This is a genomic window from Butyrivibrio sp. WCE2006 (assembly GCF_000701985.1).
GTDB lineage: Bacteria > Bacillota > Clostridia > Lachnospirales > Lachnospiraceae > Butyrivibrio.
Genome location: NZ_JNKH01000049.1, coordinates 1 through 24096, shown reverse-complemented (window position 1 = coordinate 24096; position 24096 = coordinate 1). Strand labels below are relative to the sequence as shown.

At 41.3% G+C, this 24096-nt stretch carries 22 protein-coding genes and 1 other annotated feature; of the genes, 18 read left to right on the top strand and 4 right to left on the bottom strand.

Annotated elements, in window-relative coordinates; all coding sequences use genetic code 11:
* Positions 1 to 293: 293 nt before the first annotated feature.
* A complete protein-coding gene (locus T501_RS17630) occupies positions 294 to 1466 on the bottom strand; it encodes an iron-containing alcohol dehydrogenase (protein ID WP_044916607.1) in 1173 nt (390 codons plus the stop codon).
* Between the two features lie 324 nt (positions 1467 to 1790).
* On the opposite strand from T501_RS17630, the gene T501_RS17625 reads away from it, so the two are divergent.
* Positions 1791 to 4112, top strand: coding sequence for a glycoside hydrolase family 95 protein (locus tag T501_RS17625; protein ID WP_044916605.1), 2322 nt, complete (start codon positions 1791 to 1793; stop codon positions 4110 to 4112).
* A gap of 119 nt (positions 4113 to 4231) precedes the next feature.
* Here T501_RS17625 and T501_RS17620 read toward each other — a convergent pair whose 3' ends face one another.
* Positions 4232 to 4711 carry a hypothetical protein gene (locus T501_RS17620; protein ID WP_049945819.1) on the bottom strand — a complete coding sequence of 160 codons (480 nt, stop codon included), beginning with the start codon at positions 4709 to 4711 and terminating at the stop codon, positions 4232 to 4234.
* A gap of 303 nt (positions 4712 to 5014) precedes the next feature.
* Here T501_RS17620 and typA point away from each other — a divergent pair, with 303 nt between their 5' ends.
* On the top strand, positions 5015 to 6856 hold the full coding sequence (gene typA / locus T501_RS17615) for a translational GTPase TypA (protein WP_044916603.1): 1842 nt from the start codon (positions 5015 to 5017) through the stop codon (positions 6854 to 6856).
* A gap of 43 nt (positions 6857 to 6899) precedes the next feature.
* On the opposite strand, the gene T501_RS17610 is transcribed toward typA, so the two are convergent.
* A complete protein-coding gene (locus T501_RS17610) occupies positions 6900 to 7322 on the bottom strand; it encodes a hypothetical protein (protein ID WP_044916602.1) in 423 nt (140 codons plus the stop codon).
* 155 nt (positions 7323 to 7477) lie between these two features.
* Here T501_RS17610 and T501_RS17605 point away from each other — a divergent pair, with 155 nt between their 5' ends.
* The 3 genes from T501_RS17605 to T501_RS21610 are packed head-to-tail and all read left to right on the top strand — an operon-like array spanning position 7478 to position 9326.
* On the top strand, positions 7478 to 8836 hold the full coding sequence (locus T501_RS17605) for an RNA-binding domain-containing protein (RefSeq protein WP_050008385.1): 1359 nt from the start codon (positions 7478 to 7480) through the stop codon (positions 8834 to 8836).
* Positions 8837 to 8846: 10 nt separating this feature from the next.
* Positions 8847 to 9146, top strand: a complete 300-nt coding sequence (locus T501_RS22765) for a response regulator (protein ID WP_044916600.1) — start codon at positions 8847 to 8849, stop codon at positions 9144 to 9146.
* A 9-nt stretch (positions 9147 to 9155) separates the two neighbouring features.
* Positions 9156 to 9326, top strand: coding sequence for a hypothetical protein (locus tag T501_RS21610; RefSeq protein WP_155831472.1), 171 nt, complete (start codon positions 9156 to 9158; stop codon positions 9324 to 9326).
* Here the strand turns inward: T501_RS21610 and T501_RS17595 are convergent, their stop codons facing one another.
* On the bottom strand, positions 9327 to 11069 hold the full coding sequence (locus tag T501_RS17595) for a proline--tRNA ligase (RefSeq protein ID WP_044916599.1): 1743 nt from the start codon (positions 11067 to 11069) through the stop codon (positions 9327 to 9329).
* Between the two features lie 154 nt (positions 11070 to 11223).
* Positions 11224 to 11462 (bottom strand) — a binding site (T-box leader).
* Between the two features lie 384 nt (positions 11463 to 11846).
* Between T501_RS17595 and T501_RS17585 the strand changes: the two genes are divergently transcribed.
* From T501_RS17585 to T501_RS17530, 13 genes are all read left to right on the top strand, one after another.
* On the top strand, positions 11847 to 12833 hold the full coding sequence (locus T501_RS17585) for a transporter substrate-binding domain-containing protein (RefSeq protein WP_044916596.1): 987 nt from the start codon (positions 11847 to 11849) through the stop codon (positions 12831 to 12833).
* Between the two features lie 2 nt (positions 12834 to 12835).
* Entirely contained in the window at positions 12836 to 13495 is a 660-nt protein-coding gene (locus T501_RS17580; protein ID WP_026510892.1) for an amino acid ABC transporter permease, read from the top strand.
* Positions 13476 to 14150, top strand: a complete 675-nt coding sequence (locus tag T501_RS17575) for an amino acid ABC transporter permease (RefSeq protein ID WP_026510893.1) — start codon at positions 13476 to 13478, stop codon at positions 14148 to 14150. The genes T501_RS17580 and T501_RS17575 overlap by 20 nt, the downstream gene beginning before the upstream one ends.
* Before the next feature lie 2 nt (positions 14151 to 14152).
* Positions 14153 to 14893 (top strand): amino acid ABC transporter ATP-binding protein, encoded by a 741-nt coding sequence (locus T501_RS17570; protein WP_026510894.1) that lies wholly within the window; start codon positions 14153 to 14155, stop codon positions 14891 to 14893.
* Positions 14894 to 14952: 59 nt separating this feature from the next.
* Positions 14953 to 15108: a YezD family protein gene (locus T501_RS21050; protein ID WP_081675291.1), complete on the top strand. Its 156-nt coding sequence runs from the start codon at positions 14953 to 14955 to the stop codon at positions 15106 to 15108.
* A 117-nt stretch (positions 15109 to 15225) separates the two neighbouring features.
* Positions 15226 to 16098: a radical SAM protein gene (locus T501_RS17565; RefSeq protein ID WP_044916610.1), complete on the top strand. Its 873-nt coding sequence runs from the start codon at positions 15226 to 15228 to the stop codon at positions 16096 to 16098.
* Positions 16099 to 16175: 77 nt separating this feature from the next.
* Entirely contained in the window at positions 16176 to 16547 is a 372-nt protein-coding gene (locus T501_RS17560) for a NifB/NifX family molybdenum-iron cluster-binding protein (protein WP_044916594.1), read from the top strand.
* Between the two features lie 107 nt (positions 16548 to 16654).
* Positions 16655 to 17845, top strand: coding sequence for a MalY/PatB family protein (locus T501_RS17555; protein WP_044916592.1), 1191 nt, complete (start codon positions 16655 to 16657; stop codon positions 17843 to 17845).
* Between the two features lie 22 nt (positions 17846 to 17867).
* On the top strand, positions 17868 to 19058 hold the full coding sequence (locus tag T501_RS17550; RefSeq protein ID WP_081843233.1) for a trans-sulfuration enzyme family protein: 1191 nt from the start codon (positions 17868 to 17870) through the stop codon (positions 19056 to 19058).
* Positions 19059 to 19099: 41 nt separating this feature from the next.
* A complete protein-coding gene (gene nifH, locus T501_RS17545; protein WP_026510899.1) occupies positions 19100 to 19948 on the top strand; it encodes a nitrogenase iron protein in 849 nt (282 codons plus the stop codon).
* Between the two features lie 127 nt (positions 19949 to 20075).
* Positions 20076 to 21065 carry a PLP-dependent cysteine synthase family protein gene (locus tag T501_RS17540; RefSeq protein ID WP_044916590.1) on the top strand — a complete coding sequence of 330 codons (990 nt, stop codon included), beginning with the start codon at positions 20076 to 20078 and terminating at the stop codon, positions 21063 to 21065.
* A 32-nt stretch (positions 21066 to 21097) separates the two neighbouring features.
* Positions 21098 to 22567, top strand: coding sequence for a nitrogenase component 1 (locus tag T501_RS17535; protein ID WP_044916588.1), 1470 nt, complete (start codon positions 21098 to 21100; stop codon positions 22565 to 22567).
* Between the two features lie 20 nt (positions 22568 to 22587).
* Positions 22588 to 23895, top strand: a complete 1308-nt coding sequence (locus T501_RS17530) for a nitrogenase component 1 (protein WP_044916585.1) — start codon at positions 22588 to 22590, stop codon at positions 23893 to 23895.
* Positions 23896 to 24096 lie beyond the last annotated feature (201 nt).

Genomic DNA, 24096 nt, shown 5'->3' with positions numbered 1-24096 from the left:
CTTATTCCCAAGGACAAGATAAAGCTGAATAGTGGAATAGAACAGCGATCCAGAAGAGGAATTGAGTTCCCTGTGAAGATGGGGGAAGCGGTTGCAGAAATACTTTGATATGACAATGCCAGGGGCAAAAGTTACACTTACCCCTGGCATTTTTTTGTTCAATAGGAAATTCCTTCGGATTTCCTATTGAATAAAAAGCGCTCCGCTATGGATGCGACTGGTGCGCAGATGAATTTTGCAAGCTAAAGCTTGCGCGCACCAGCGCGCAAAGAGTCGCGAGCGACTCTTTGTTCTTAAAGAGCAGCTTTGTAAATTTCAAATGCAGCGGCTGCATCAATAGGTCTTATTCTTGAAAGCTTTACGGAATCCTGCATGGTTGCATCCATTGCAAGAGCTTTCAGATCATCATCAGATGGAGTGATTTTAAGATCGCTAAGACTTACCGGCATGCCAATACTCTTAAAGAATTCAATTGTTTTGTCGATACCTGCGACAGCAGCTTTTTCATCGTCAGCTTCATCGATTTCCCATACCTTGCGTGCAAATCTGGCGAATCTTGGGAGTGCATCCTTGTAGAGGGTTTTAGCCCATGAACCCCATACTGCAGAGAGGGAGTCACCATGAGTTACATCATATTTTGCAGAGAGAGCATGTCCAAATTTGTGAACGGAGAAATCTTTTCCTCTGCCGCACTCTGTAAGGTTATTGTGTGAAAGGCTTGAAGCCCAGAATACTTCACACATTGCATCGTAATCGGAAGGATTATCAACTATGATCTTGCCATTTTTGATAACTACTCTAAGAAGTCCTTCAGCTATTTCATCTGTCATATCGCAATGGCTTTCCGGAATGAAATATCTTTCCATGGTGTGCATCATGATATCGGTAACACCTGCTGAAATCTGATTTTTGGGAAGCGTCATGCCAAGCGCAGGGTTAACTATTGCGAATCTGCATCTGTTAAAATCTGTATTTATACCTGCCTTTTTACCTAATTCTTCATTTGTAAGAACAGCAGAATCACTCATTTCACTTCCGGCAGCTGCAATTGTAAGAACAGCTCCCACAGGAAGAGACTTTGTAAGCGGAACCTTTCTAGTCCAAAGATCCCAAAGCTTTTCATCCGGATTTGCAGAGCCGTGAGCAATTGCCTTAGCAGTATCAATTGCACTTCCACCGCCTATTCCGATTATCATGTCAGCACCGAAAGAAAGCGCAGTTTTAACACCTTCTTCAGCATGAGCAAGTGTGGGATTGGGTTTTGCTCCGCCAAATTCAAGGAATTCAACGCCTGATTCAGAGAGGGACTTCTTAACACGGTCCATAAGTCCGCTCTTTATGACACTTCCTTTTCCATAAACGAGCAGGGCCTTTTTTCCGACATTCCTGGCAGTTTCTCCAATCTGTGTTTCAACGTCTTTTCCAAAAATAACTTCAGTTGGAGCATAATATTTAAAATTGTCCATAATTAATCTCACTATAGTTTGTTAGTAGTAACAATTTAATTTTACTCTGCATGTTTTTGGTGTCAATTCTGTTTATTACGTCGCTTAGAAAACCGGATTATGTTTAAAATGTTGTTCAGAAAAACTGGATTATGTTAAAACGTCGTGCAGAAAAAATTGATTATGTTTAAAATGTCATGCAGAAAAATGGGTTCATGTTTAATACGTCATGTAGAAAAATTTCATTGCAATGATATAATTTTTAATTGCGTGAATAAATGCTGCTCCAAGGCAATTCTGCATTATGGGGAGTAAGAAAAATTGTATTGGAAGGAAAGACTAAATATGGCACAAGATAAGGAAGTATTGCTTAAGTACACGAAACCTGCCAAAGATTTCAACGAGGCAATGCCAATCGGTAACGGCAGAATTGGTGGAATGGTATACGGCGGGATTGAAAAGGATCTTATCGGACTAAATGAGGATTCTATCTGGTCCGGTGGGCTTAGACACAGAGTGAATCCGGATTCCCTGGAAGGCTTAAAAGAGGTAAGAGAGCTTCTTTTTAAGGGTGATATTCCGGCTGCTGAAAAAATAGCATTCTCCAAAATGCAGGGAATTAATCCTAACAGCAGACACTATATGCCTCTTGGTGATCTGACTATTGACTTTACAAACGAGAATGGCCATAAGACAAATTATAGCCGCACACTTGATATAGAGAATGCGATAGCGACAGTAAAATATAATAATGGAAAGACAGAGGTTACAAGACAGTATCTGGCTTCTGCCCCTGACAATGCCCTGATCATACATTTAACTGCATCAGAAGCCGGGAAAATTACATGTATTGCCGGCATCGATGGTCGTGATGATTACTATGATAACAATCGTCCCTGCGGTGAGAACATGATAATGTATACCGGTGGATGCGGATCAAGGGATGGTATCTTTTTTGCTGCAGTACTTGGTGCTTCATGTAAGGGAGGCCAGTTAAGAACACTTGGAAATAAGATAAGCATCGAAGACGCAGATGAGGTAACTTTTGCCCTGACAGTTCGCACAAGCTTCTATGAGTACAGTCTATGCGCTGAAGGTGATAAATTAAATGCTGACCCTGATTTTGGGGGTAATAAATATGAAGAAAGAGCTATTGATGATGCAAAGAAGGCTCTTGCAAAATCCTTTGATGAAATAAAGAAGGCACACATAGAGGATTATAAAAAGTATTTCGACAGAGTAGAGCTTCTTCTTAATGATAACAGTGATGGAGCAAGAAAGCTTCCGACTGATGAGCGAATTTCAAGACTTTCCGGAAACGGAAGCATTATAAAAAAGGCCCCTGCAGATAATAAGCTGATGGAACTCTACTTTAATTTCGGCAGATATCTGATGATATCAGGAAGCCGCCCCGGAACACAGCCCCTTAATCTTCAGGGAATCTGGAATAAGGATATGTGGCCTGCCTGGGGAAGCAAATATACAGTTAACATAAATACCGAGATGAACTATTGGCCTGCAGAGAGCTGCAATCTTTCCGAATTTCATGAGCCATTATTTGACCTTATGGAGAGAGTTTGCGAAAACGGAAGAAAGACAGCAAAGGAAATGTACGGCATAGAAAAAGGCTTTGTTTGCCACCATAACACTGATATATGGGGTGACACTGCGCCACAGGATGAGTGGATTCCCGCGACCATATGGCCTATGAGCGGAGCATGGCTGGCAACGCATGTTTTTGAGCACTATGAATATACCGGGGATATTAAATTTTTAGAGAAAAAGTATCACCTAATTAAGGAAGCCGCAGAATTTTTCACGGAATTTTTAATTGAAGATTCTGAAGGAAGGCTTGTCACAGCGCCTTCTGTTTCACCTGAGAATACCTATATGACTGATAAGGGTATAAAGGGATGCCTGTGCATCGGACCTTCCATGGACTCACAGATAATAACTGTCCTTTTTGAGGATGTGATAAAAGCTTCAGAGATACTTGGGGTTGATAAAGACCTTGCTGATAAACTTAAAGAAATGCTAAAGAGACTACCCAAGCCTGAAATCGGAAAATACGGACAGATAAAGGAATGGGCTGTCGATTATGATGAGGTTGAAATAGGACACAGACATATTTCACAGCTTTTTGCATTGTACCCTGCAGATCTGATAACTCCAAAAAAGACTCCTGAGCTTGCAAAGGGAGCAAGAGCTACTCTGGAGAGGAGATTATCCAATGGCGGCGGGCATACCGGCTGGAGCAGAGCCTGGATCGCAAACATGTGGGCAAGGCTGTATGACAGTGAGAAGGTTTACGAAAATCTTGTAAAACTCCTTGGAAATTCAACCAATCCAAATATGTTCGATAATCATCCGCCTTTTCAGATTGATGGTAACTTTGGCGGTGAGGCAGCTATTGCCGAAGCACTTTTGCAATGCACAAATGGCGAAATAATCCTATTGCCGGCACTTCCAAAGGAATGGAGTGAGGGCAGCGTAAAGGGACTCCGTGCAAAGGGTGGATATACCATAAATATGAGCTGGAAGAACGGAAAAATCTCTTCTGCAGAAATCATTGCCGATTGCGATGGGGAATGTGATGTCCGCATCGGAGATGATGCTGAGCATTTGACTCTAAAAGCCGGCGAGTGTTCTGTAGTAGGCGTCAGATAAATCTGTCGCTACTATAGAGCCTACGGCGGATGCACAGGATTTTGTAAGGAAAATATTCCCTTGCGATGAAGCAGCCCGGGAATGATTTGCCTGAAGCATGAAAAAATAAAGGAGGAGGGTTATTTATCCTCCTCCATAAAACGCATCTTATTACTTCCCTGAGTCTTAGGCTGCCCAATGGCAATACCAACCTGCTCGGCCTTTTTCTTAGCCTTCATGCACTTGGGACAAATGGTTCCAAAGCTTGTAGGCTTGCCACAGACCTGACAGTAATTGCCCATCAGAACCTGCTTCATTGTAGGGTCATCCTTGTATTGAATGCGACCTTGCTTTATCCATTCCTTGACCTTAGCCAAAGGAAGATTGAAATGTTCTGCAACCTCATAATCCTTAACATCATTAGCACGTATATAATCACGTACTTCACAGAACAATTCCTGCTCAGCGCACTGAGGGCATAGATTCCCCTTGATGCTGTAAAGGAGCCTTCTTCCGCAATTAAGGCAAATCCTTGTCTGCACTTTCTCATCATTATTAAATTTAAATCGATCTCCGTGAAGAGCTTCAAATCTCTTCAGGTTCTTTTCATAATCATCCATAATTATATTTTAAAACTATTACAATCAAATTTAAATACGCAAATTTCAGTTTATATATATTTAATGATATTAGTACATTTACTTAATTCTTGTAAAGAGGGGAATTTAAAAAGCCACTATTGGTCTGTATTTTAGTTAACTTAAATAGTGGCGATTCATTCGCCTTGAGATGTGTTGTAGTGGGATTTGACTATTGCATCTGCCTATACCACGTGATATACTATCTGAGTTTTGAAACAATTTGAGAAAATTCTTACATTAATATAGTAAAAATCAGTATTAAATATTTAACGGAGGAAAACCATGAAACAGACAAGAAACGATGTCAGAAACGTAGCAATTATAGCCCATGTCGATCACGGTAAAACAACATTGGTTGATGGACTGCTCAGACAGAGTGGTGTTTTTCGTGAGGGTCAGGACGTCGTAGAGCGTGTTATGGACTCAGGCGATATCGAGCGTGAGCGTGGAATCACTATCATGTCCAAGAACACAGCTATCACTTATAAGGATATTAAGATCAATATTATCGATACACCAGGTCATGCTGATTTTGGTGGTGAGGTAGAGCGTGTCCTTAAGATGGTTAATGGTGTTATCCTTGTCGTTGATGCCTTCGAGGGAGCAATGCCTCAGACTAAGTTCGTTCTCGGAAAAGCAATGGAGCTTAAGCTTCCTGTAATTGTATGTATTAATAAAATTGACAGACCTGAGGCTCGTCCCAATGAGGTTATTGATGAAGTTCTTGAGCTTCTTCTTGACCTTGGTGCTGATGATAAGCAGCTTGACTGCCCGTTCGTATTTGCATCAGCAAAAGCAGGAGTATCTTCCATGTCACTTGATGAGCCCGGAAGCGACTTAAAACCTCTTCTTGATACTATCATCAATTACATCCCTGCACCTGTCGGAGATCCTGATGCAGGTACTCAGATGCTTATAAGCACAATTGATTACAATGAATATGTTGGACGTATCGGTGTTGGTAAGATTGATAACGGAACAGTTAAGGTTAATCAGGAAGTTCTTGTAATTAACCATCATGAGCCTGATCGTTCATTCAAGACTAAGATCAGTAAGCTTTACGAATTCGAAGGACTTGGCAAAAAGGAAGTAACAGAAGCAGGAATTGGTTCAATCGTTGCGATTTCAGGTATTGAAGATCTTAAGATCGGTGATACACTTTGTGCTCCTGATGCACCTAATGCAATTCCTTTCCAGAAGATTTCTGAGCCTACAATTTCAATGAACTTTATTGTTAATGATTCACCTCTTGCAGGTCAGGAAGGTAAATATGTAACTTCCCGTCACATCCGTGACCGTCTCTACAAGGAGCTTAATACAGACGTTTCCCTGAGAGTTGAAGATACAGATACAACAGAGACCTTTAAGGTATCCGGTCGTGGTGAGCTTCATCTTTCAGTTCTTATCGAGACCATGCGTCGTGAAGGTTATGAATTTGCAGTAAGTAAGGCTGAGGTTATCTACAAGACCGATGAGAATGGCAAGAAGCTTGAGCCTATGGAAAAATGTTACATCGATGTTCCTGAAGAATTTGCAGGAAGCGTTATCCAGAAGCTTGGTGAGCGTAAAGGTGAGATGATAAACATGGGACTTGCCAATGGCGGATATACACGTCTTGAGTTCCTTATTCCTTCAAGAGGACTTATCGGTTACAGAGGTGAGTTCATGACTGATACCAAGGGTAACGGTATCATGAATACCATTTTTGATGGCTATGCACCTTACAAGGGAGACATCTCTTATCGTAAGCAGGGTTCACTTATCGCATTCGAAACAGGTGAAGCTGTAACCTATGGTCTGTTCAATGCACAGGAGAGAGGACAGCTCTTCATCAGCCCCGGTGACAAGGTTTACTCCGGAATGGTCATCGGCTCCAGTGGAAAGAGCGAGGATATCGAGGTTAACGTATGTAAGACAAAGCATCTTACCAATACCAGAACTTCTTCATCAGATGAAGCTCTTAGACTTGTACCTCCGCGCATCATGTCACTTGAGCAGTGCATCGACTTCATTGATACAGATGAGCTTTTGGAAGTAACTCCTACAACTCTTCGTATCCGTAAGAAGATACTTGATCCTACTCTTAGAAAGAGAGCAGGCTTCGCTGCTAAAAACAAGAAGTAAATAATACTGTTAGAATTAAAAGAATGTGAAGGCGTGGCTTCGGTCACGCCTTTTCACTTACTAAGAGTTCATTCAGAGGAATGAATCCCAATCCATCATACTGGATGTGGATATGCTGTGTGCGTTTGCCGGAGTAATGAAGATCTGCACCGGGTATGAAACGGTATGTACCGTCTTTCTTTGGAACTGGGATCCTCTGAAATATCATCCAGGCGTAACAGTCCCAGACAAGCTGAAGGAAGAGGTCATCATTTATAAGTTCATTATGCTTTTCTGTTCGCAGCACATCATACGGACAGCGTGGTAACGAAAGATACTCTTTCTGTTTCTCAACCATTTCTTTTGGAAGTGCATAGAAAAGAGTGAGCCACGATTTGTTGGATGACCTTGGTATCCAGAGAGTATCATCTGGTCCATTAAGCACTAGATATCCGTTTTGATCAGTATGCTTTTTATCATCTGCCATCCTTCGCACCTCCTTTCCGGCTGAAAATCTATCCCTCTACTTATTTGTTTATCAAAATTGCAATGGTTAGATATTTAGAGTGACATTTACAGTGACATTTACAGTGACATTTAGAGTGACATAGGATATAATCATTTCCAGAAACGGAGGCAGATATGCAGAATCTCGGGAAAGAAACAGAAACATTGGAATTTAAAAAGACAACAGGCGAAATCAAGGAAGGGATGGTTTCAATATCATCTATCTTAAACAAACATAAAGTTGGAACTTTATACTTTGGAGTAAAACCAAACGGTGATGCTATCGGGCAGGATGTTTCGGAATCATCCTTGCGTGATATTTCAAGAGTTGTTTATGAGTCAATTCGTCCTCAGATTTACCCGGTAATAACTGAAGAGGTACTGGATGACAGGCATGTTATCAAAGTTGAGTTTGAAGGTGGTGACGTACCATATTCGGCATATGGGCGATATTATCTCAGAACTGCTGATGAAGATAGAGAAGTCTCTCCGGCTGAATTAAAAAGATTCTTTGTTGCTAATGAATACAAGGAGAAATGGGAAAAAACCAAATCTGAAGTTTTGAAAAAAGATGTGGATAAATCGACTTTGAAAAAGTTCTGTGAGAAGGCTATCGCTGCAGGTCGATTAGCTGACGGCAAATATACAGCTGCGACGATTCTTGATAGATTTGGACTGGCGTCCGGAGATTATTTAACAAATGCTGGAAATGTATTGTTTGGAAAAAAGAATCCTGTAACTTTGAAAGCCGCTATATTTGCAACTGATGAAAAACTTACTTTTATAGATATGCAAATGTTTGAAGATAATATCATTAACCTGTTGGATGTAGGCGAACAATATATTCTGAAAAACATACATTGGGCAGGTGAAATAACGAATTTCAATCGAGATGATATACCTGAAATTCCGGTAGCTGTTATTCGAGAAGCTCTGGCTAACAGCTTTGCACATTCGATTTATAATGGCTCTACATACCATGAGATTTGCATCTACCCTAGTAAGGTAACCATATATAGTCCTGGAACATACGCAAGCTCCCATAAACCTGAAGAGTACATTAAGAAAAATTTGCAATCCTCAATCCGAAACGAAAAAATAGCCAAGCTTTTGTTTTTGAGCAAATCTATTGAACAGTTTGGAAGTGGATTTAAGAGAATAAACAGCCTTTGCAAAGATGCAAAAATCAAATTCAGTTATGAAATTGATGAATCAGGGTTCACGTTTATTATTCATCGAAAAAAGACAACAGGACCAGCATCTAAAGCGGATATTGTCACTGTAAATGTCACAGAAAATGTCACTCTAAATAAAATGGAAAAGCTAGTTTACCAGTTATTATCAATCAATCCCGGATTTACTAGAGATGAACTCGCAGATAAAACATCAAAAACAGTAAGAACGGTTCAAAGAACATTGAATTCTTTGCGTGATAAAGGATATATAGAGAGAATCGGAAGTGACAAAACCGGAAGCTGGAAAATCCTAAAATAATACGATTAGAATGATAGTTTATAAAAATGAATGTAGGGATGATTTATGCAAAAAAAATGCACAAATAGTTATCGTCGAGGATGACAAAGATTTATGTGCCGGATTATGTAAGGCATTGAAAGATGAATCAAGATGCATTGTTTCTTGTGACAACCTAAAGGGTGCTCGAGAACAGATATTTTTAACAAATCCGGCATTGATCTTGTTGGACATCAATCTCCCCGATGGAAATGGCCTTGACCTTGTAAAGGAGATTCGCGAGAGAAAGACTATAAGGAGAATACTCCCACACCATATAGCGCGGGAGTAGTAAATGATTATGAGTTTGATGCCAGCCCTGCGTTTCTTGAAAAACATCGAAGAAATTGATCAGGGCGGCGATCTTCCACCTTTAGAAATGAAAGAGTTTGTGCAAAGTACCGTTAATGCCAAATGCTTTTCACTTGGATGGATGGACCTGGCTAACCCTGATTGTGGTCCTGATCACTAATTAAATGCGAGCCTTCACCTTTGAGTTTATTTCTTCATAGAGAGAATCCATGAGTTTACAGATTTCAGGAATTATGTTCTCCTTTTTCACAGAAAGCTGAACGCTCTTATCTCTTGTACAAAGTTCAATTTCGCCATTTGCAAGAGCCTTGGGACCAACTATTACGCGAACAGGAACTCCAAGGAGGTCTGCATCGGCAAACATTACACCTGCGCGTACATCTCTGTCATCGTAGATAACTTCAATGCCCTTATTTGTCAGCTCTTCATAGATGTTATCAGCTGCTTCTCTGCAGGCATCATCATCTCTTCTCATGCAGCATACATGGACTTTCCAGGGAGCAACTGTGATTGGCCAGATGGGACCCTTGTCATCGTGCTTTGCTTCCATGATACTAGCTGCAAGACGGCCAATGCCTATTCCGTAGCATCCCATTATAGGTGTCTTGGAAGTGCCATCTTCATCGGTATAAGTCATCTTCATGCTGTCTGAATATTTTGTGCCAAGCTGGAAAATATTACCAACCTCGATACCTCTGCTGATTCTGATGGTTTTCTTACCACAGCAGGGGCAGTTGTCACCATCGCGGATTTTGCTGACATCAACGTATTCAACATCTCCGATATCTCTCTTAATATTAAGGCCTGTATAGTGGTAGTCTGTCTCGTTACCGCCACAGCACAGATTCTCGATTCCCTCAAGTGACTTATCATAGACAATCCTGCACTTTGCATTTTGGTTATAAGGTCCGCAGAAGCCTGCAACAAGTCCTGAATCTTCAGTAATCTCAGCAGGGTGAACATCCTCGTGGAGATAGTTCACAAGCTTGGTCTCATTGACCTCATAGTCACCGCGGATAAATACAACAACATATTCATCTGTAGCGTTTATCTGATAAACAACAGCTTTGCAGGACTCACTAACCTTAGTTTTCAAAAATGCGCATACATCTTCAATAGTCTTGCAGTCAGGTGTGTAAACCTTCTTAAGTTCACCTGCAGGAGTGCAGCCTGAATTATCAACTGTTGTGTCTGCAGCCTCCATGTTGGCACTATAACCGCATTCATCACACAGAGCGATTGAATCCTCACCTGCATCTGTGAGCAGCATGTATTCATGAGATACGCTTCCGCCGATCATACCTGAATCTGACTTTACAGAGATAACATCGGGAAGACCTGCTCTTTCAAAAATTCTGTCATAAGCGTTTGCCATTCTGTCATAGTACTTTTCAAGATCTTCCTGAGAGGTATGGAAAGAATACGCATCCTTCATGGTAAATTCACGAACTCTTATAAGACCTGCTCTCGGACGGGCCTCATCGCGATACTTAGTCTGAATCTGATAGAAAGAAAAAGGATAATTTGCGTAAGTGCTTCCGTATTCTCTTGCAAGATGAACGGCTGCCTCCTCATGAGTCATACCAAGTACCATGGGAGTGTCATTACGATCCTTGAATCTTAAAAGCTCTTCACCAACACTTTCATAGCGGCCTGACTCTTCCCAAAGTGAACCGGGAAGAACCACAGGAAACATGACTTCCTGGCAGTCTACCGCATCCATTTCCTCTCGCAATATTTTCTCAATGTTCTGAGTTACTTTTTTCATGGGAGTGTAAAGTGAAAAGATACCATTTGATACTCGTTTTACATAACCGCCACGGAGACTGAAGGTGTGGCTGTCAATTACGCAATAAGCGGGCTTTTCCTTGAACCTTACTCCTACTAATTTGCTAAGCTTCATAATACTGACTCCTTATCATTAAAATTGATGAGGTTGTGCATGCCAGGGACTTTTTGTAGTTTGTTAAAATAAAAAAAGCCCTAAGCATACTGAATCTGTATACTTAGGACGAATAATAATGACGTAGGCTTAATCGCATTAAGGCTTTTGCCTCTGTCATCACAATAATATCCGCGTTACCACCTAAATTCAGGTAAAAACCTGCACCTCAGTGTGAGCTGACACTCACATGTCTATGATCACGGTGACCTCCGTCAGAAGTTTCTGAATAATAATCAGTTTTCCCTTCTGCTGCTCCCAGACGGGTTCAATATCCGAAAACCAAAGCCTCGCACCAGCCGGCTTCTCTCTGAAGATTTCGAGATATCTACTATTTCTGTTCTTTGCATTTAACTGTAATTTTAAGCCATTTATGAAAAAAAACAAGTTCTTTTTGATTAGAGATATCATCAAGCTTTTCATATCATTCAGAGAAAAAAGATACCATCAAGGCTATTCAAATGGTGCAAATAAAACCAGTTGGAAACAATTGGTTTATTGTGAGAGAGACAGCTACCAAGTTTTTCTTATAGCAGGTGAAAGCAAAAGCTTATAGATAAACATATTGACACAGTAGGTAAATAGATAGTATTATCAAACACAACAAAAACAGCAGTCAAGTACTTGAACAAGCCATTAAAGGATAGTCTGAGGATTGGCGCTGATAGGAGGAAACGGAAAAGGACAACATATCCAGATGTGGATAAGATCCAAAAACCGTGATAGGAGGAGCAAATTATGAAAAAGAATCTGTTAACAAAACTTGGAACAATTTTGGTATCTACAACAATTATTGGAGCTTCACTTGCAGGATGCGGAAGTGCAAAGGCTGATAATGCTGAGACAGCTATCAGCGAGGAGGATACAGCGACTGCTGATGCAGCAAAAGAGCAGGAAGCAGGTGATGCAGAAGAGACACAGGAATCTGCAGAGGAAGCAGGCGATGGCGAAGAAGCACAGGATACTGATGCAGTTTACAGAACTCTTGATGAGATCAAAGAGAGCGGAACAATAAACATTGGTGTTTTCTCAGACAAGAGCCCCTTTGGTTATGTAGATGAGAATGGTGAATATGCCGGCTATGATGTTTATTTTGCTGAGAAGATAGGTGAGGATCTTGGCGTTGATATCAACTATGTCTCAACAGAGGCAGCAAACAGAATTGAGTATCTTCAGACAGGTAAGGTTGACATTATCCTTGCAAACTTTACTGTTACAGAAGAAAGAGCTCAGGAGGTTGATTTCGCACTTCCTTATATGAACGTTGCACTTGGTGTTGTATCACCTTCAGACAACGTTGTTGAAAGTCTTGATTCAGTTGGTGCAGATGACCAGATCATCGTTATCTCCGGAACAACAGCTGAAACATATCTTGAGAAAAATTATCCCGATATAAAACTTCAGAAATACGATGCTTATGCAGAGGCAAAGACAGCATTTGAGAACGGAAACGGCGTTGCATGGGCAAATGATAACACAGAGGTTATTGCATTCTCACTTGAGAATGAAGGCTTTACTGTAGGTATTCCGTCACTTGGAGATGCAGACACAATTGCTCCTGCAGTAACTAAGGGAAATGAATCACTGCTTACATGGCTTAATGATGAGATTGAGACAATCGGTGAAGACAACTTCTTCCATCAGGACTATGAAGCAACACTTCTTGATACATATGGTGCAGATTATGAGAACACCCTTGTAGTTGAGGGCGGTAAGGTTCAGTAATTATGGATTTAAATGTGCTTAGATCATATATACCACTATATAACGAAGCACTCCTTCTTACCTTAAAAACCGGCTTGCTTGGAATCCTGACAGCCTTCGCCATAGGACTGTCAGGGGCAGCAGCCATATACTTCAATGTTCCTGTTGTGAAAAAAGTTCTTGGAATTTACATAGAACTTTTTAGAAATACACCGCTTCTGGTGCAGCTGTTTTTCATTTATTTTGCACTACCTAAGCTGGGACTGAGAATATCGGCTGAAACCTGTGGGATTTTAGGACTTGGTTTGATAGGTGGAGCATACATGATAGAGACCATGAGAAGCGGTCTCTTTTCAATAGACAGGGTTCAAAGTGAGAGTGCACTTTCTCTGGGAATGACGGACAGACAGGTGTTTTTCCATATAATACTTCCGCAGGCATTTTCAGTGAGTATGCCGGGAATAATGGCAAACGTGATATTCCTTCTTAAGGAAACATCAGTCTTTTCAACCATAAGCCTTATGGATCTCATGTTTACAGCAAAAGATCTTATAGGAATGTATGCAAAGACAATTGAATGCCTGTTCCTGCTTGTAATTTATTACCTGATCATGTTACTTCCGGTTTCAATTCTGGGATCGATCATAGAGAGGAGAGTGCGTTATGCAGAGTTTGGGGATTGATGTGCTGTTTAAAGGCACAAACGCTATAAGGCTCTTAAAAGGACTCTGGGTATCGGTGGAAATAAGCATTATATCAGTAGCCATAAGCATTGTACTTGGACTTGTAATCGGAGTACTGATGACTTCTAAAAACAGGATCATGAGATTCGTACTTAGAGCATATCTTGAAGTAGTCAGGATAATGCCTCAAATGGTACTTTTGTTTATTGTTTATTTTGGAACAACAAGAGTTTTTGGAATAAATATTTCTGCGGAGCTATCCGCAATAATAGTGTTTGTGTTTTGGGGAACTGCTGAAATGGGGGATCTCGTAAGAGGATCCATAAAAAGTATACCGAGAATTCAGTACGATTCTGCATATGCACTTGGGCTTAATAAATTCCAGGTGCATTTTTTCATAATATTTCCACAGACGATAAGGAGACTCATTCCACTGTCGATAAACCTGGTCACAAGAATGATAAAAACCACATCACTTGTGATGATGATAGGAATAGTTGAGGTATTAAAAGTGGCTCAGCAAATCATAGAGGCCAACAGAAAAGCATCTCCAAATGCAGCCTTCGGAGTATTTGTAGTTGTTTTTCTTTTATATTTCCTGGTGTGCTGGCCAATAAGCAGATTTGCAGTAAAGCTTGAGAAAAGGTGGACGTAAGAATGAGTGAGCTCGTAAAAGTAAAGCATTTACATAAAGAATATGGAAGGAATGTAGTGCTTAAGGATATAAATCTTTCCGTGAAAAAAGGTGAGGTTGTGGTTATTATAGGACCTTCCGGCTGCGGAAAGAGTACATTTCTAAGATGTTTAAACGGACTTGAGGAGATTCAGGGAGGAGTTATAACGGTTGATGGCCTGCCTGTTGAACCGGAGAAAAAGGACATAAGTAATATCAGGCAAAAGATAGGAATGGTTTTCCAGTCATATGATCTTTTTCCTCATAAGACAGTAATAGAAAATGCAATTCTGGCTCCAATACTTGTTCAGAAGAGAATCAGGGATGATGTCGTAAGAGAAGCACTTGAGCTTTTGGATAAGGTGGGGCTTGCAGATAAAAAGGACTATTATCCAAGACAGCTCTCCGGCGGACAAAAGCAGAGAGTAGCAATCGTAAGGGCACTTTTGATGCATCCGGATGTTCTTTTGTTTGATGAAGTGACAGCGGCTCTAGATCCTGAAATGGTACATGAAGTACTTCAGACAATGCAGGAGCTTGCCAAAACAGGTTCAACGATGATCATCGTAACCCATGAGATGGCATTTGCCAAGGCTGTTGCCGACAGGATAGTTTTCTTCGACCAGGGAGAAATAGTTGAGGAAGCAAGAGATGTTAAGAAGTTTTTTGAAGAACCTGAGACAGAAAGGGCAAAGAGATTTTTGAAGACCTTTGCATATGAATAGAGGGACAGGGTAAAGAGGTTTGAAAAAGTTTATGTAATAGATGCAGCGGAGGTTAGGACATGGCAGGAGACAATGGCAAGGTAGAAGTAGTAGAAGATAAGATTTGGGAGCAGATTAAAAGACAGGTTCTTGATGTAAAGTACGGAACAGTTCTGATCACGATTCACGATGGCAAGATCGTACAGCTTGAAACAAGTAAGAAGGTCAGATTTTAAAAGAAATGCTGTGAGGAGCCAGGTACCATCCATGAATGAAATGAGTGGGTAACGTTACCGGTATCCGGCCGGATTTATGCAGACAATAAACTGTTGTTATTTGAGGAGATTATGAATATGGCTAGATCAATTGAGGAGCTTGAGAAAAATCATCCCTGCTTTGGGGGATGCAAATTTAATGCAGGACGAATTCATCTTCCGGTTAGTCCGGGATGCAACATAGCCTGCAGATTTTGTGACAGAAGCATAAATGATGTTGAGCAGCGTCCGGGAGTAACATCGAAGGTAATCACACCGGATGAAGCGAATACTTTTATCGGAAGAGCCATAGAGCTGGTTCCATCAATTAAGGTGGCAGGAATCGCAGGACCCGGAGATACACTTGCAACTGACTATGCACTTCAGACTTTTGAAAAAATCGGAGAAGCTCATCCCGAACTTCTTAAGTGCATGAGTACCAATGGACTTCTTCTTAATGAGAGAGCACAGGAAGTTATAGATGCAGGAGTTGATACCCTGACAGTTACCGTCAATGCAGTGGATCCCGAGATTGAGGCAAAGCTCAATGATTACATAATTTATCATGGAGAGAAAATTGAGGGAGTTGAAGCAGCTAAAATCCTTATAAAAAATCAAATAGAAGGAATTAAGAAAGTAGCTGCTGCAGGCGTGACAATCAAAATCAATACCGTTCTTGTTCCGGGAATTAACGACCATCACATTAGTGAGATTGCAAGAACTGTCAGAGAAGCAGGAGCAATTATCTACAACATTATTCCACTAATCCCTCAGCATAAGCTTAAGGACATTGAAAGACCTACCTGTGAACTCTTAGAGAAGGCAAGGAAAGACGCGGAGAAGTATATAAAAGTTTTCAGACACTGCGCACATTGCCGTGCAGATGCGGTGGGCGTTCCGGGAATCTCAGAGTACAGCAAACTGGTTTATCAGAACAGACTTAACGTCAGAAGTACTTTTTCACATGGCTAATGAGACTTTAATGGTTTATTCCGATAGGCAGGATTACGAAAAAATGTGCCGGTACAAAAAGTGAAGGAGCTGAAATTATGAAAAATGCATCATACAGGGTGGCGCTTGCATCTACAGACAACAGATATGTTGATCAGCACTTTGGAAGAGCAGAGAGCTTTCTAATCGTTGATGTCGATGAGGACGGAAACTTTGAAGAAATCGAGCAGAGATTTGTCAGTCCTGTTTGCAACGGCGGAAGTCATGACAGCCAAAAACTAAAGAGAGGGGTAGAAGCCCTGCTGGATTGCAATTTTGTTCTGGCAGCAAAGATTGGTGCAGGAGCAGCCTACGAGTTAAAGGAGCATGGCATAGCCTCCTTTGAAATGCCCGGAGAAGTAGAAAACTCAATCTTCAGACTGGATGGTTACATTAAACTACTCAACGAAATGAATGGGGTGTTTGCATAAACTGCGGCATACAAAAAGCAGAAGATGTTCCTTACTCTGATTTTAGCAGGCGAATAGGCAACACTGAAATTACCGGCTTTGCAGATATAAATAGAGGGAAGAAGGATATGGGAAAATATGATTTTGACAAAGTAATAGAAAGACGTGGAACAAGCAGTCTTAAATTCGATTTCGGCCAGCAACGGATGGGAAGGACAGACCTTCTTCCTCTTTGGGTAGCTGATATGGATTTCGCTCTTCCGGATGAAATTCTCTGTGATATTAAAAAGCGAGTGGACCACGGGATTTTCGGCTACACAGATCCTGATGAAGAGTACAACGATGCTGTAAAAAAATGGTTCAAGGAAAGACATGGCCTTGATATCAAAAAGGAATGGAACACTGTTGTTCCGGGAGTTGTATATTCAATAGCCCTTGCCATAAAGGCGTTTACCTATGAGGACGACAGCGTGATCATTCAGGAGCCTGTCTACTATCCTTTTAAGGAAACAATCCTTTTGAACAGAAGGAATTGCATAAATAATCAGCTGGTTTACAAAGATGGCCGGTATGAAATTGATTTCGAGGATTTTGAAAAGAAGATAAAAGAAAACAATGTAAAACTGTTTTTGCTTTGCAGTCCGCATAATCCGGTCGGAAGAGTCTGGACAGAGGAAGAGCTGAAAAGACTTGGCGATATATGTCTTGAAAATGATGTGGCCATTTTTTCAGATGAAATTCACAGCGACTTTATTTATCCGGGTTATAAACATATTTCATTCCTGGAACTTGGAGATAAGTACCAGGAGAAGCTGGTTATAGGGACTTCTCCCAGTAAGACCTTCAATATAGCAGGAGTTCAGGTAGCCAATATTTTAATTCCGGATAAAAAGACAAGAGATGAGTTCAGATGGCAGAACGATGCAGCAGGATATAGTCAGCCCAATGCTATAGGACTTACCACAACCATTTCCTGTTACAACAAAGGAAGCGACTGGGTCGATGAGTTAAAAGAGTACCTTAAAGGGAATCTGGATTTCCTGAGGGATTATCTTAGGGAAAATATACCGGAGGTTAAGCTTATAGAGCCTGAAGGAACATATCTTATATGGCTGGACTTCTCAGAGGTGACGGATGACTACAAGGATTTAAAACATCTGATCGTTGATGAAGCAAAATTGTGGCTTGACGCCGGAATAATATTTGGAAAAGAAACGGCACTGTTTGAAAGAATAAATATTGCGAGTCCAAGAGTCGTGATAAAAACTGCGCTGGATAACCTTAGCAAAGCTGTTAAGGACAGAAAGGCAAATAAGTAAATATATTAACGAGGAGCACATTATGGATTGTAGTGGTTGTAATAAATGTACAGAAGTTAATTGCAGTATAGATACGAAGTGTCAGCAGCTGGACAGAAGCCTTATGGATCAGTGGGGAGCCATAAGCTTTCCGATTTATCAGACTGCTACTTTTGCACATCCTGGGCTGGGAGAGAGCACCGGATATGACTACACAAGAATGCAGAATCCCACAAGGCAGCAGCTTGAGTCAATTGTTGCATATCTTGAGAACGGAAAAGATGCAATGGCGTTTTCAAGCGGAATGGCGGCCATAGCTGCAGTAATGGAGCTATTTAGGCCGGGAGATCATTTCATAGTCGATTCGGATCTTTATGGAGGAAGCATACGACTTTTTAATGAGATAAGTAAGAAAAACGGACTTACCTATTCTTCAGCGAATTTAAGCAGCGATGATATTGCACCTTTAATAAATGAAAAGACAAGAGCGATATATCTTGAGACACCCACCAATCCAATGATGAATGTCACAGACCTTGAGAAAATATCAAAGGTAGCAAAAGAAAACGGACTTCTTCTTGTGGTTGACAATACTTTCCTGTCACCATATTTTCAGAATCCGTTGGATTTCGGGGCAGACATAGTTGTTCACTCAGGAACGAAATTCCTTGGAGGACATCACGACACAATCGGAGGATTCCTGGTTGTAAAGGATGAAGAGCTTGATGAAAAACTGAGATTTATATATAAGACAACGGGAGCAGGACTAAGCCCCTTTGATTCATGGCTTATCTTGAGGGGCATCAGAACACTTGCAGTAAGACTTGAAAGAGCCCAGCAAAATGCAATGGCAATCGCGAAATTTCTGCAGACAAACGAGCATGTGACAAAAGTAATCTACCCGGGACTTAAGGAGCATCCAGGCTACGAAATCATGAAAAAGCAGGCAAGAGGCTTTGGAGCAATGGTTACCTTTGAAGTCGATTCGGTGGAGTTTGCGCATTCAATTCTTAACAATGTGCAGCTTATATATTTCGCAGAGAGTCTTGGAGGCACAGAGACACTTATAACCTATCCGGTGACACAGACACATGCTGATGTTCCCAAGGATGTACTTGCAAAAAACGGAATTAACGACAGAACCCTCAGGTTATCAGTGGGAATTGAAGGAATTGCAGATCTTATCTGTGAATTTAACAGGGTATTTGCAATTGCTGAAAAAGAGAAGAAGTAAATATTTATATAAAAACAAAAAAGAAATGAGGAGATGAAAAAATGGCAGAACTAAGACAGATTGCAATCTATGGTAAGGGTGGAATCGGAAAATCCACAACAACACAGAACCTGACAGCAGGACTTGTTGAACACGGGAAGAAGGTAATGGTGGTTGGATGTGACCCCAAGGCGGATTCAACAAGACTTCTTCTTGGAGGCCTTGCTCAGAAGACAGTTCTGGACACCATAAGAGAAGAGGGTGAGGATATCGAGCTTAACAGAATCATGAAAGAGGGATTCGGTGGAACCAAGTGCGTTGAGTCCGGCGGACCGGAGCCCGGTGTAGGATGCGCAGGTCGAGGAATCATCACATCAATCAATATGCTTGAGAACCTTGGCGCTTACACAGATGACCTTGATTATGTGTTCTATGACGTACTTGGAGACGTTGTGTGCGGCGGATTTGCAATGCCTATAAGAGAAGGCAAGGCAAAGGAAATCTATATCGTAGCTTCAGGTGAGATGATGGCTCTTTATGCAGCTAACAATATCTCAAAGGGTATCCAGAGATACGCAAGAACAGGAGGTGTCAGACTTGGAGGAATTATTTGTAACTCAAGAAATGTTGACAGAGAACTTGACCTTCTTCGAGCTTTTTCTAAAGAGCTTGGTACAAAGCTTTTATATTTCGTACCCCGCGACAATGTGGTTCAGCATGCTGAGATAAATAAGAAGACAGTTATCGAATACAAGCCTGATTCAAACCAGGCTCAAGAGTACAGAAATCTGGCTCAGGCAGTTATTGAGAATACTGATTTTGTAATTCCTACTCCCATGACACAGGAGAGACTTGAGGAAATCCTTCTTGAGTACGGTATGATGGAGCTTTCAGACGACTACAAGATCTGATTTTCAGGAATCGTATTGGACCAGGTCCTCGCAAAGCGAGGGGCGTGTCCTGCAATGAATAATGGGGATAATTAATTACAGAAAATGAAAACGTAACTTGCGAAGTTTTTGGCAGGAGGGGAAGAAAATGGCTAATATACACAAATCGATTACTGAACTTGTAGGCAGAACACCGCTTTTAGAGCTTTCGGGGTATGAAAAGGCAAATGGATTAGAGGCAACGGTTATCGGAAAACTGGAGTATTTTAATCCGAATCAGAGCGTTAAGGACCGCATAGCCCTGGCAATGATCGAGGAAGCAGAAAAAAGCGGAAAACTCAAGGAAGGAGACACAGTTGTAGAGACCACCAGTGGAAATACCGGAATCGGTCTTGCAGCTATTGCCGCATCTAAGGGCTATCCTTTCAGAGTATATGTTCAGGATCAGGTAAGCAAGGAAAGATTCCAGGTTATACATGCCTTTGGCGGAAAGACCATAAAGCTTACAGAGGAACCTGTTATTGCAAAGACTCTTGAGGATACAAAGGGGGATTTCATCGCAGCAATACAGGCTCTTAAGGAAGACGTATTATCAAAGGAAGACCATGTGTGCTTCGTTGATCAGTGTTCAAACCCGGCAAATCCCGATGTCCATAAAAGGACAACAGGACCCGAGATCTGGGAGGATACTGACGGTGAAGTTGACATTTTTGTAGCATGTGTCGGAACCGGTGGAACCATATCGGGAACCGGTGAATATCTTAAATCAAAAAATCCCAATATTAAAGTAGTTGCAGTACAGCCGGGACCGGATTCTCTTCCAAGTGATGAGAAGCCAGTTCCTGACAATGAAATAACAGGAGTACATCCTTTTGAAGGAGTACCGGAAAATCTCATACCTTCGACATTAAACAGAAAGATCTATGATGAGTGGATTGCAGTTGAAGCACTTGATGCTTACGCAGCAGCAAGAGAAGTTGCTTTAAAGGACGGAGTGCTTATTGGAGAATCTTCAGGAGCAGCACTTTTTGCAGCAACTCAGATTGCTAAAAGACCTGAAAATAAAGGAAAGAAAATAGTTGTGATTTTCCCTGACACAGGTCTTAGATATCTTTCAACCAATTTATTTAGTGAATAAATAAATTATTTTTACGGAGGAGATGAGAAAAAATGGCTATAAATTTGAATAACTCTAACGTGGCTACAAGAGAAAACCGTATCGGTTCGATCACAGGCTACATTGGTTCTCTGAAAGACCTTGCAACTCAGAGTGAGTGCGGAACTCTTAAGGGGTGCTCAAGATGCTTTTCCCAGTCAAGTTCCTGCTTATCAGGCTGTGCATTAGGGCAGCTTGGGGCAATAAGGGATATTGCAATAATTCATCACGGCCCTGCGGGATGCTCGGTTGCTGCAGCCGGTACATACTACATCGATAAGGTTATGGCTAAAAAGCGCGGAGTGACAAACAATACTGTCTATATTGGAACCGATATGAATGAAAATGATACTATTTTCGGCTCAACTGAAAAGCTTAGACAGATAATTCTTGAGGTTAATAAACGTTACAGTCCCAAGGCAATTTTTGTATCAAGCTCATGTGCAACAGGAATCATCGGCGAGGACATTGACAGCATAGTTGATGAAGTCAAGGAAGAGATAGATGTTCCCGTGGTTGCAGTTCACTGCGAGGGCTTTAAGTCGAGAATATGGGCAACCGGTTTTGATATAGCTGATCATGCGGTGCTCCAGTCAATCGTGCAGCCTCCGAGAGAAGGCGTTAAAACCAACAAGATTAACTTTAAAAACTTCTTTGAGAGTGCAAGACCTGAGATCATAGAGATGTTTAAAAACTTCGATCTTGAGCCGCAGTTTTTATATTGCAATTCCACAGTTGAGCAATTATCACACCTTTCAGAAGCATTAGCAACAACCTGTATCTGTGGCACACTCGGCAACTATATCGGCAACGCGCTTGAAGAAAAGTATGGGGTTCCCTATGTAAGATCCATTAATCAGTGTGGGATTACAGGCTTCGAGACCTGGCTCAGAGAGATAGGTAAGGTTACCGGAAGAAGTGAGAAAATCGAGAAATACATTGAAGAGCAGAGGGCGATTTACATTCCCAAGATCGAGGAAGTAAAGAAGCAGCTTAAGGGTCTTAGAGCAGTCCTGGGAATGGGCCCCGGCTACACCTTCGAGGTATCCCGCGTGCTTAATGAGCTTGGAATTGAGGTTGTATGGGCACTTGCATGGCACTATGACAAGAAGTATGAGAATGGTGACGTTCCTCCGTCAATGAAATATCTTCTTGATAATGATATTGATTTTGAGGCCAGCGTATCCGATCAGCAGAATTATGAGGTTATGAATGTGCTTCACAAGTATCAGCCTGACCTTTATCTTTCAAGACATCCCGGTTCAACTGTATGGGCGATAAAGAACGGAACACCTGCAGTTTACGTTGCTGATGAATATATGATCTTTGGATATAAGCACACTTTGGATTTTGCTTATTCAATTCTGGATAGCATTAACAACAGAAGTTTTGAGAAAAATCTTGCCAAGAGGACAAAGCTTCCCTACACAGACTGGTGGTATAAGCAGAATGTTGGTGAGTTTATGGTTCAGGATAAGGCATAAGGGTAGGAGGCAAGATTACAATGGCAAAATTATTGGACAAACAAAGATATAAATGTGCACTTGCAGCAATGCAGACAGTTCAGGCAATAGACAGAGCGATACCGGTTCTGCACTCCGGTCCCGGTTGCGCTCAAAAGCTTTCAGACGGAACAGGCAGCAGCGGATACTTTTCACCAAACATTTTTCCCTGCACCAGTATTAACGAAAAGGACGTTGTATTTGGTGGCGTGAAAAAGCTTCATTCAACCATCGACAATGCACTTAAGGTTATCGATGCGGATATGTATGTGGTACTGACAGGCTGCATACCTGAGATCGTGGGTGATGATACAGGTGAAGTGGTTTCAGAGTTTGCTGACTCCGATAAACCTGTAATTTATGCTCCTACCGCAGGCTTTAAGGGCAACAACTACAAAGGACATGAGCAGGTTGTTGATGCCATCATCGATCAGTATCTTGAAAAAGCAGAGGCAAGACAGAAAGGTCTTGTGAATATATGGGCAGATGTTCCCTATCAGGATCTTTACTGGCTCGGGAACTTAAGAGAGCTTGAAAATCTGCTTAAGGAGATTGGGCTTACACCCAATACGATTTTTGGGTACAACAGAGGAATCGACAATATTAACAAGATTCCTTATGCTGAGTTCAACCTTGTGATTTCTCCCTGGGTATCACTTAAGAATGCAAAGAAGATGGAGAGAAAACTTGGAATTCCTTATCTGCATTATAAGACACTTCCTATTGGAGCTTTTGAGACAAGCAAATTTTTAAGAGAAGTCGGCAAATATGCAAATCTTGATGAGAACAAGGTTGAGGAAGTAATCGCAGAGCATGAGAAATATTACTATTATCTCATTGAGCGTTATGCTGATCTTTTCCTTGAAAACAGAGTAATTAACAAGCAGTTCTCTGTGGTAGCTGATGCACACTACGCTTTGGGAATTGCAAAGTTTTTGACAAATGATCTTGGGCTGATTCCTGCAAAGCAGTTCATCACAGACGATACTCCAAAGGAATACAGAGAAGCAATTGCTGAAGAATTCAAAGAGCTGAATTATGGACTTCAGGCTGAGGCAGTGTTTGAAACAGACGGTTATAAGATTCATGAGGCTATAAAGGAACATGATTATCATGGATATCCACTTATCCTTGGCGGATACTACGATAAGGAAGTAACTGAAGACTTAAGTGGTAACTTCTTAAATATCTCCTGGCCTGTTAACGACAAGGTAGTATTCGATGACTTCATCGTCGGCTACACCGGAGGAATCAGACTTATTGAAGATATTTACACTGTAGCAGTTCAGAGACAATGTCATTTACTTTAGCAGATTTTCGTAAATAACGAAGATCTGCTTTTTTCTTACCCCTAACAAAAATTATTATGAAAAATAGTTGACAAGCCGTTCAAAATGCGCGGCCGCACTCGTTACTGATGCTGTTTAGAGGTAACGAGTGCGGCCCTTGTAGTGAAGGCATAAACGTTACTTTCACTACAAGGAGGCACTTATATGAAACATTCTGACGCA

What these genes read in the sequence shown, in the direction of transcription:
- T501_RS17630 (WP_044916607.1), bottom strand. Translation starts at nt 1,466, where the DNA reads ATGGACAATTTTAAATATTATGCTCCAACTGAAGTTATTTTTGGAAAA.
- T501_RS17625 (WP_044916605.1), top strand. Translation starts at nt 1,791, where the DNA reads ATGGCACAAGATAAGGAAGTATTGCTTAAGTACACGAAACCTGCCAAA.
- T501_RS17620 (WP_049945819.1), bottom strand. Translation starts at nt 4,711, where the DNA reads ATGGATGATTATGAAAAGAACCTGAAGAGATTTGAAGCTCTTCACGGA.
- typA (WP_044916603.1), top strand. Translation starts at nt 5,015, where the DNA reads ATGAAACAGACAAGAAACGATGTCAGAAACGTAGCAATTATAGCCCAT.
- T501_RS17610 (WP_044916602.1), bottom strand. Translation starts at nt 7,322, where the DNA reads ATGGCAGATGATAAAAAGCATACTGATCAAAACGGATATCTAGTGCTT.
- T501_RS17605 (WP_050008385.1), top strand. Translation starts at nt 7,478, where the DNA reads ATGCAGAATCTCGGGAAAGAAACAGAAACATTGGAATTTAAAAAGACA.
- T501_RS22765 (WP_044916600.1), top strand. Translation starts at nt 8,847, where the DNA reads ATGATAGTTTATAAAAATGAATGTAGGGATGATTTATGCAAAAAAAAT.
- T501_RS21610 (WP_155831472.1), top strand. Translation starts at nt 9,156, where the DNA reads ATGAGTTTGATGCCAGCCCTGCGTTTCTTGAAAAACATCGAAGAAATT.
- T501_RS17595 (WP_044916599.1), bottom strand. Translation starts at nt 11,069, where the DNA reads ATGAAGCTTAGCAAATTAGTAGGAGTAAGGTTCAAGGAAAAGCCCGCT.
- T501_RS17585 (WP_044916596.1), top strand. Translation starts at nt 11,847, where the DNA reads ATGAAAAAGAATCTGTTAACAAAACTTGGAACAATTTTGGTATCTACA.
- T501_RS17580 (WP_026510892.1), top strand. Translation starts at nt 12,836, where the DNA reads ATGGATTTAAATGTGCTTAGATCATATATACCACTATATAACGAAGCA.
- T501_RS17575 (WP_026510893.1), top strand. Translation starts at nt 13,476, where the DNA reads ATGCAGAGTTTGGGGATTGATGTGCTGTTTAAAGGCACAAACGCTATA.
- T501_RS17570 (WP_026510894.1), top strand. Translation starts at nt 14,153, where the DNA reads ATGAGTGAGCTCGTAAAAGTAAAGCATTTACATAAAGAATATGGAAGG.
- T501_RS21050 (WP_081675291.1), top strand. Translation starts at nt 14,953, where the DNA reads ATGGCAGGAGACAATGGCAAGGTAGAAGTAGTAGAAGATAAGATTTGG.
- T501_RS17565 (WP_044916610.1), top strand. Translation starts at nt 15,226, where the DNA reads ATGGCTAGATCAATTGAGGAGCTTGAGAAAAATCATCCCTGCTTTGGG.
- T501_RS17560 (WP_044916594.1), top strand. Translation starts at nt 16,176, where the DNA reads ATGAAAAATGCATCATACAGGGTGGCGCTTGCATCTACAGACAACAGA.
- T501_RS17555 (WP_044916592.1), top strand. Translation starts at nt 16,655, where the DNA reads ATGGGAAAATATGATTTTGACAAAGTAATAGAAAGACGTGGAACAAGC.
- T501_RS17550 (WP_081843233.1), top strand. Translation starts at nt 17,868, where the DNA reads ATGGATTGTAGTGGTTGTAATAAATGTACAGAAGTTAATTGCAGTATA.
- nifH (WP_026510899.1), top strand. Translation starts at nt 19,100, where the DNA reads ATGGCAGAACTAAGACAGATTGCAATCTATGGTAAGGGTGGAATCGGA.
- T501_RS17540 (WP_044916590.1), top strand. Translation starts at nt 20,076, where the DNA reads ATGGCTAATATACACAAATCGATTACTGAACTTGTAGGCAGAACACCG.
- T501_RS17535 (WP_044916588.1), top strand. Translation starts at nt 21,098, where the DNA reads ATGGCTATAAATTTGAATAACTCTAACGTGGCTACAAGAGAAAACCGT.
- T501_RS17530 (WP_044916585.1), top strand. Translation starts at nt 22,588, where the DNA reads ATGGCAAAATTATTGGACAAACAAAGATATAAATGTGCACTTGCAGCA.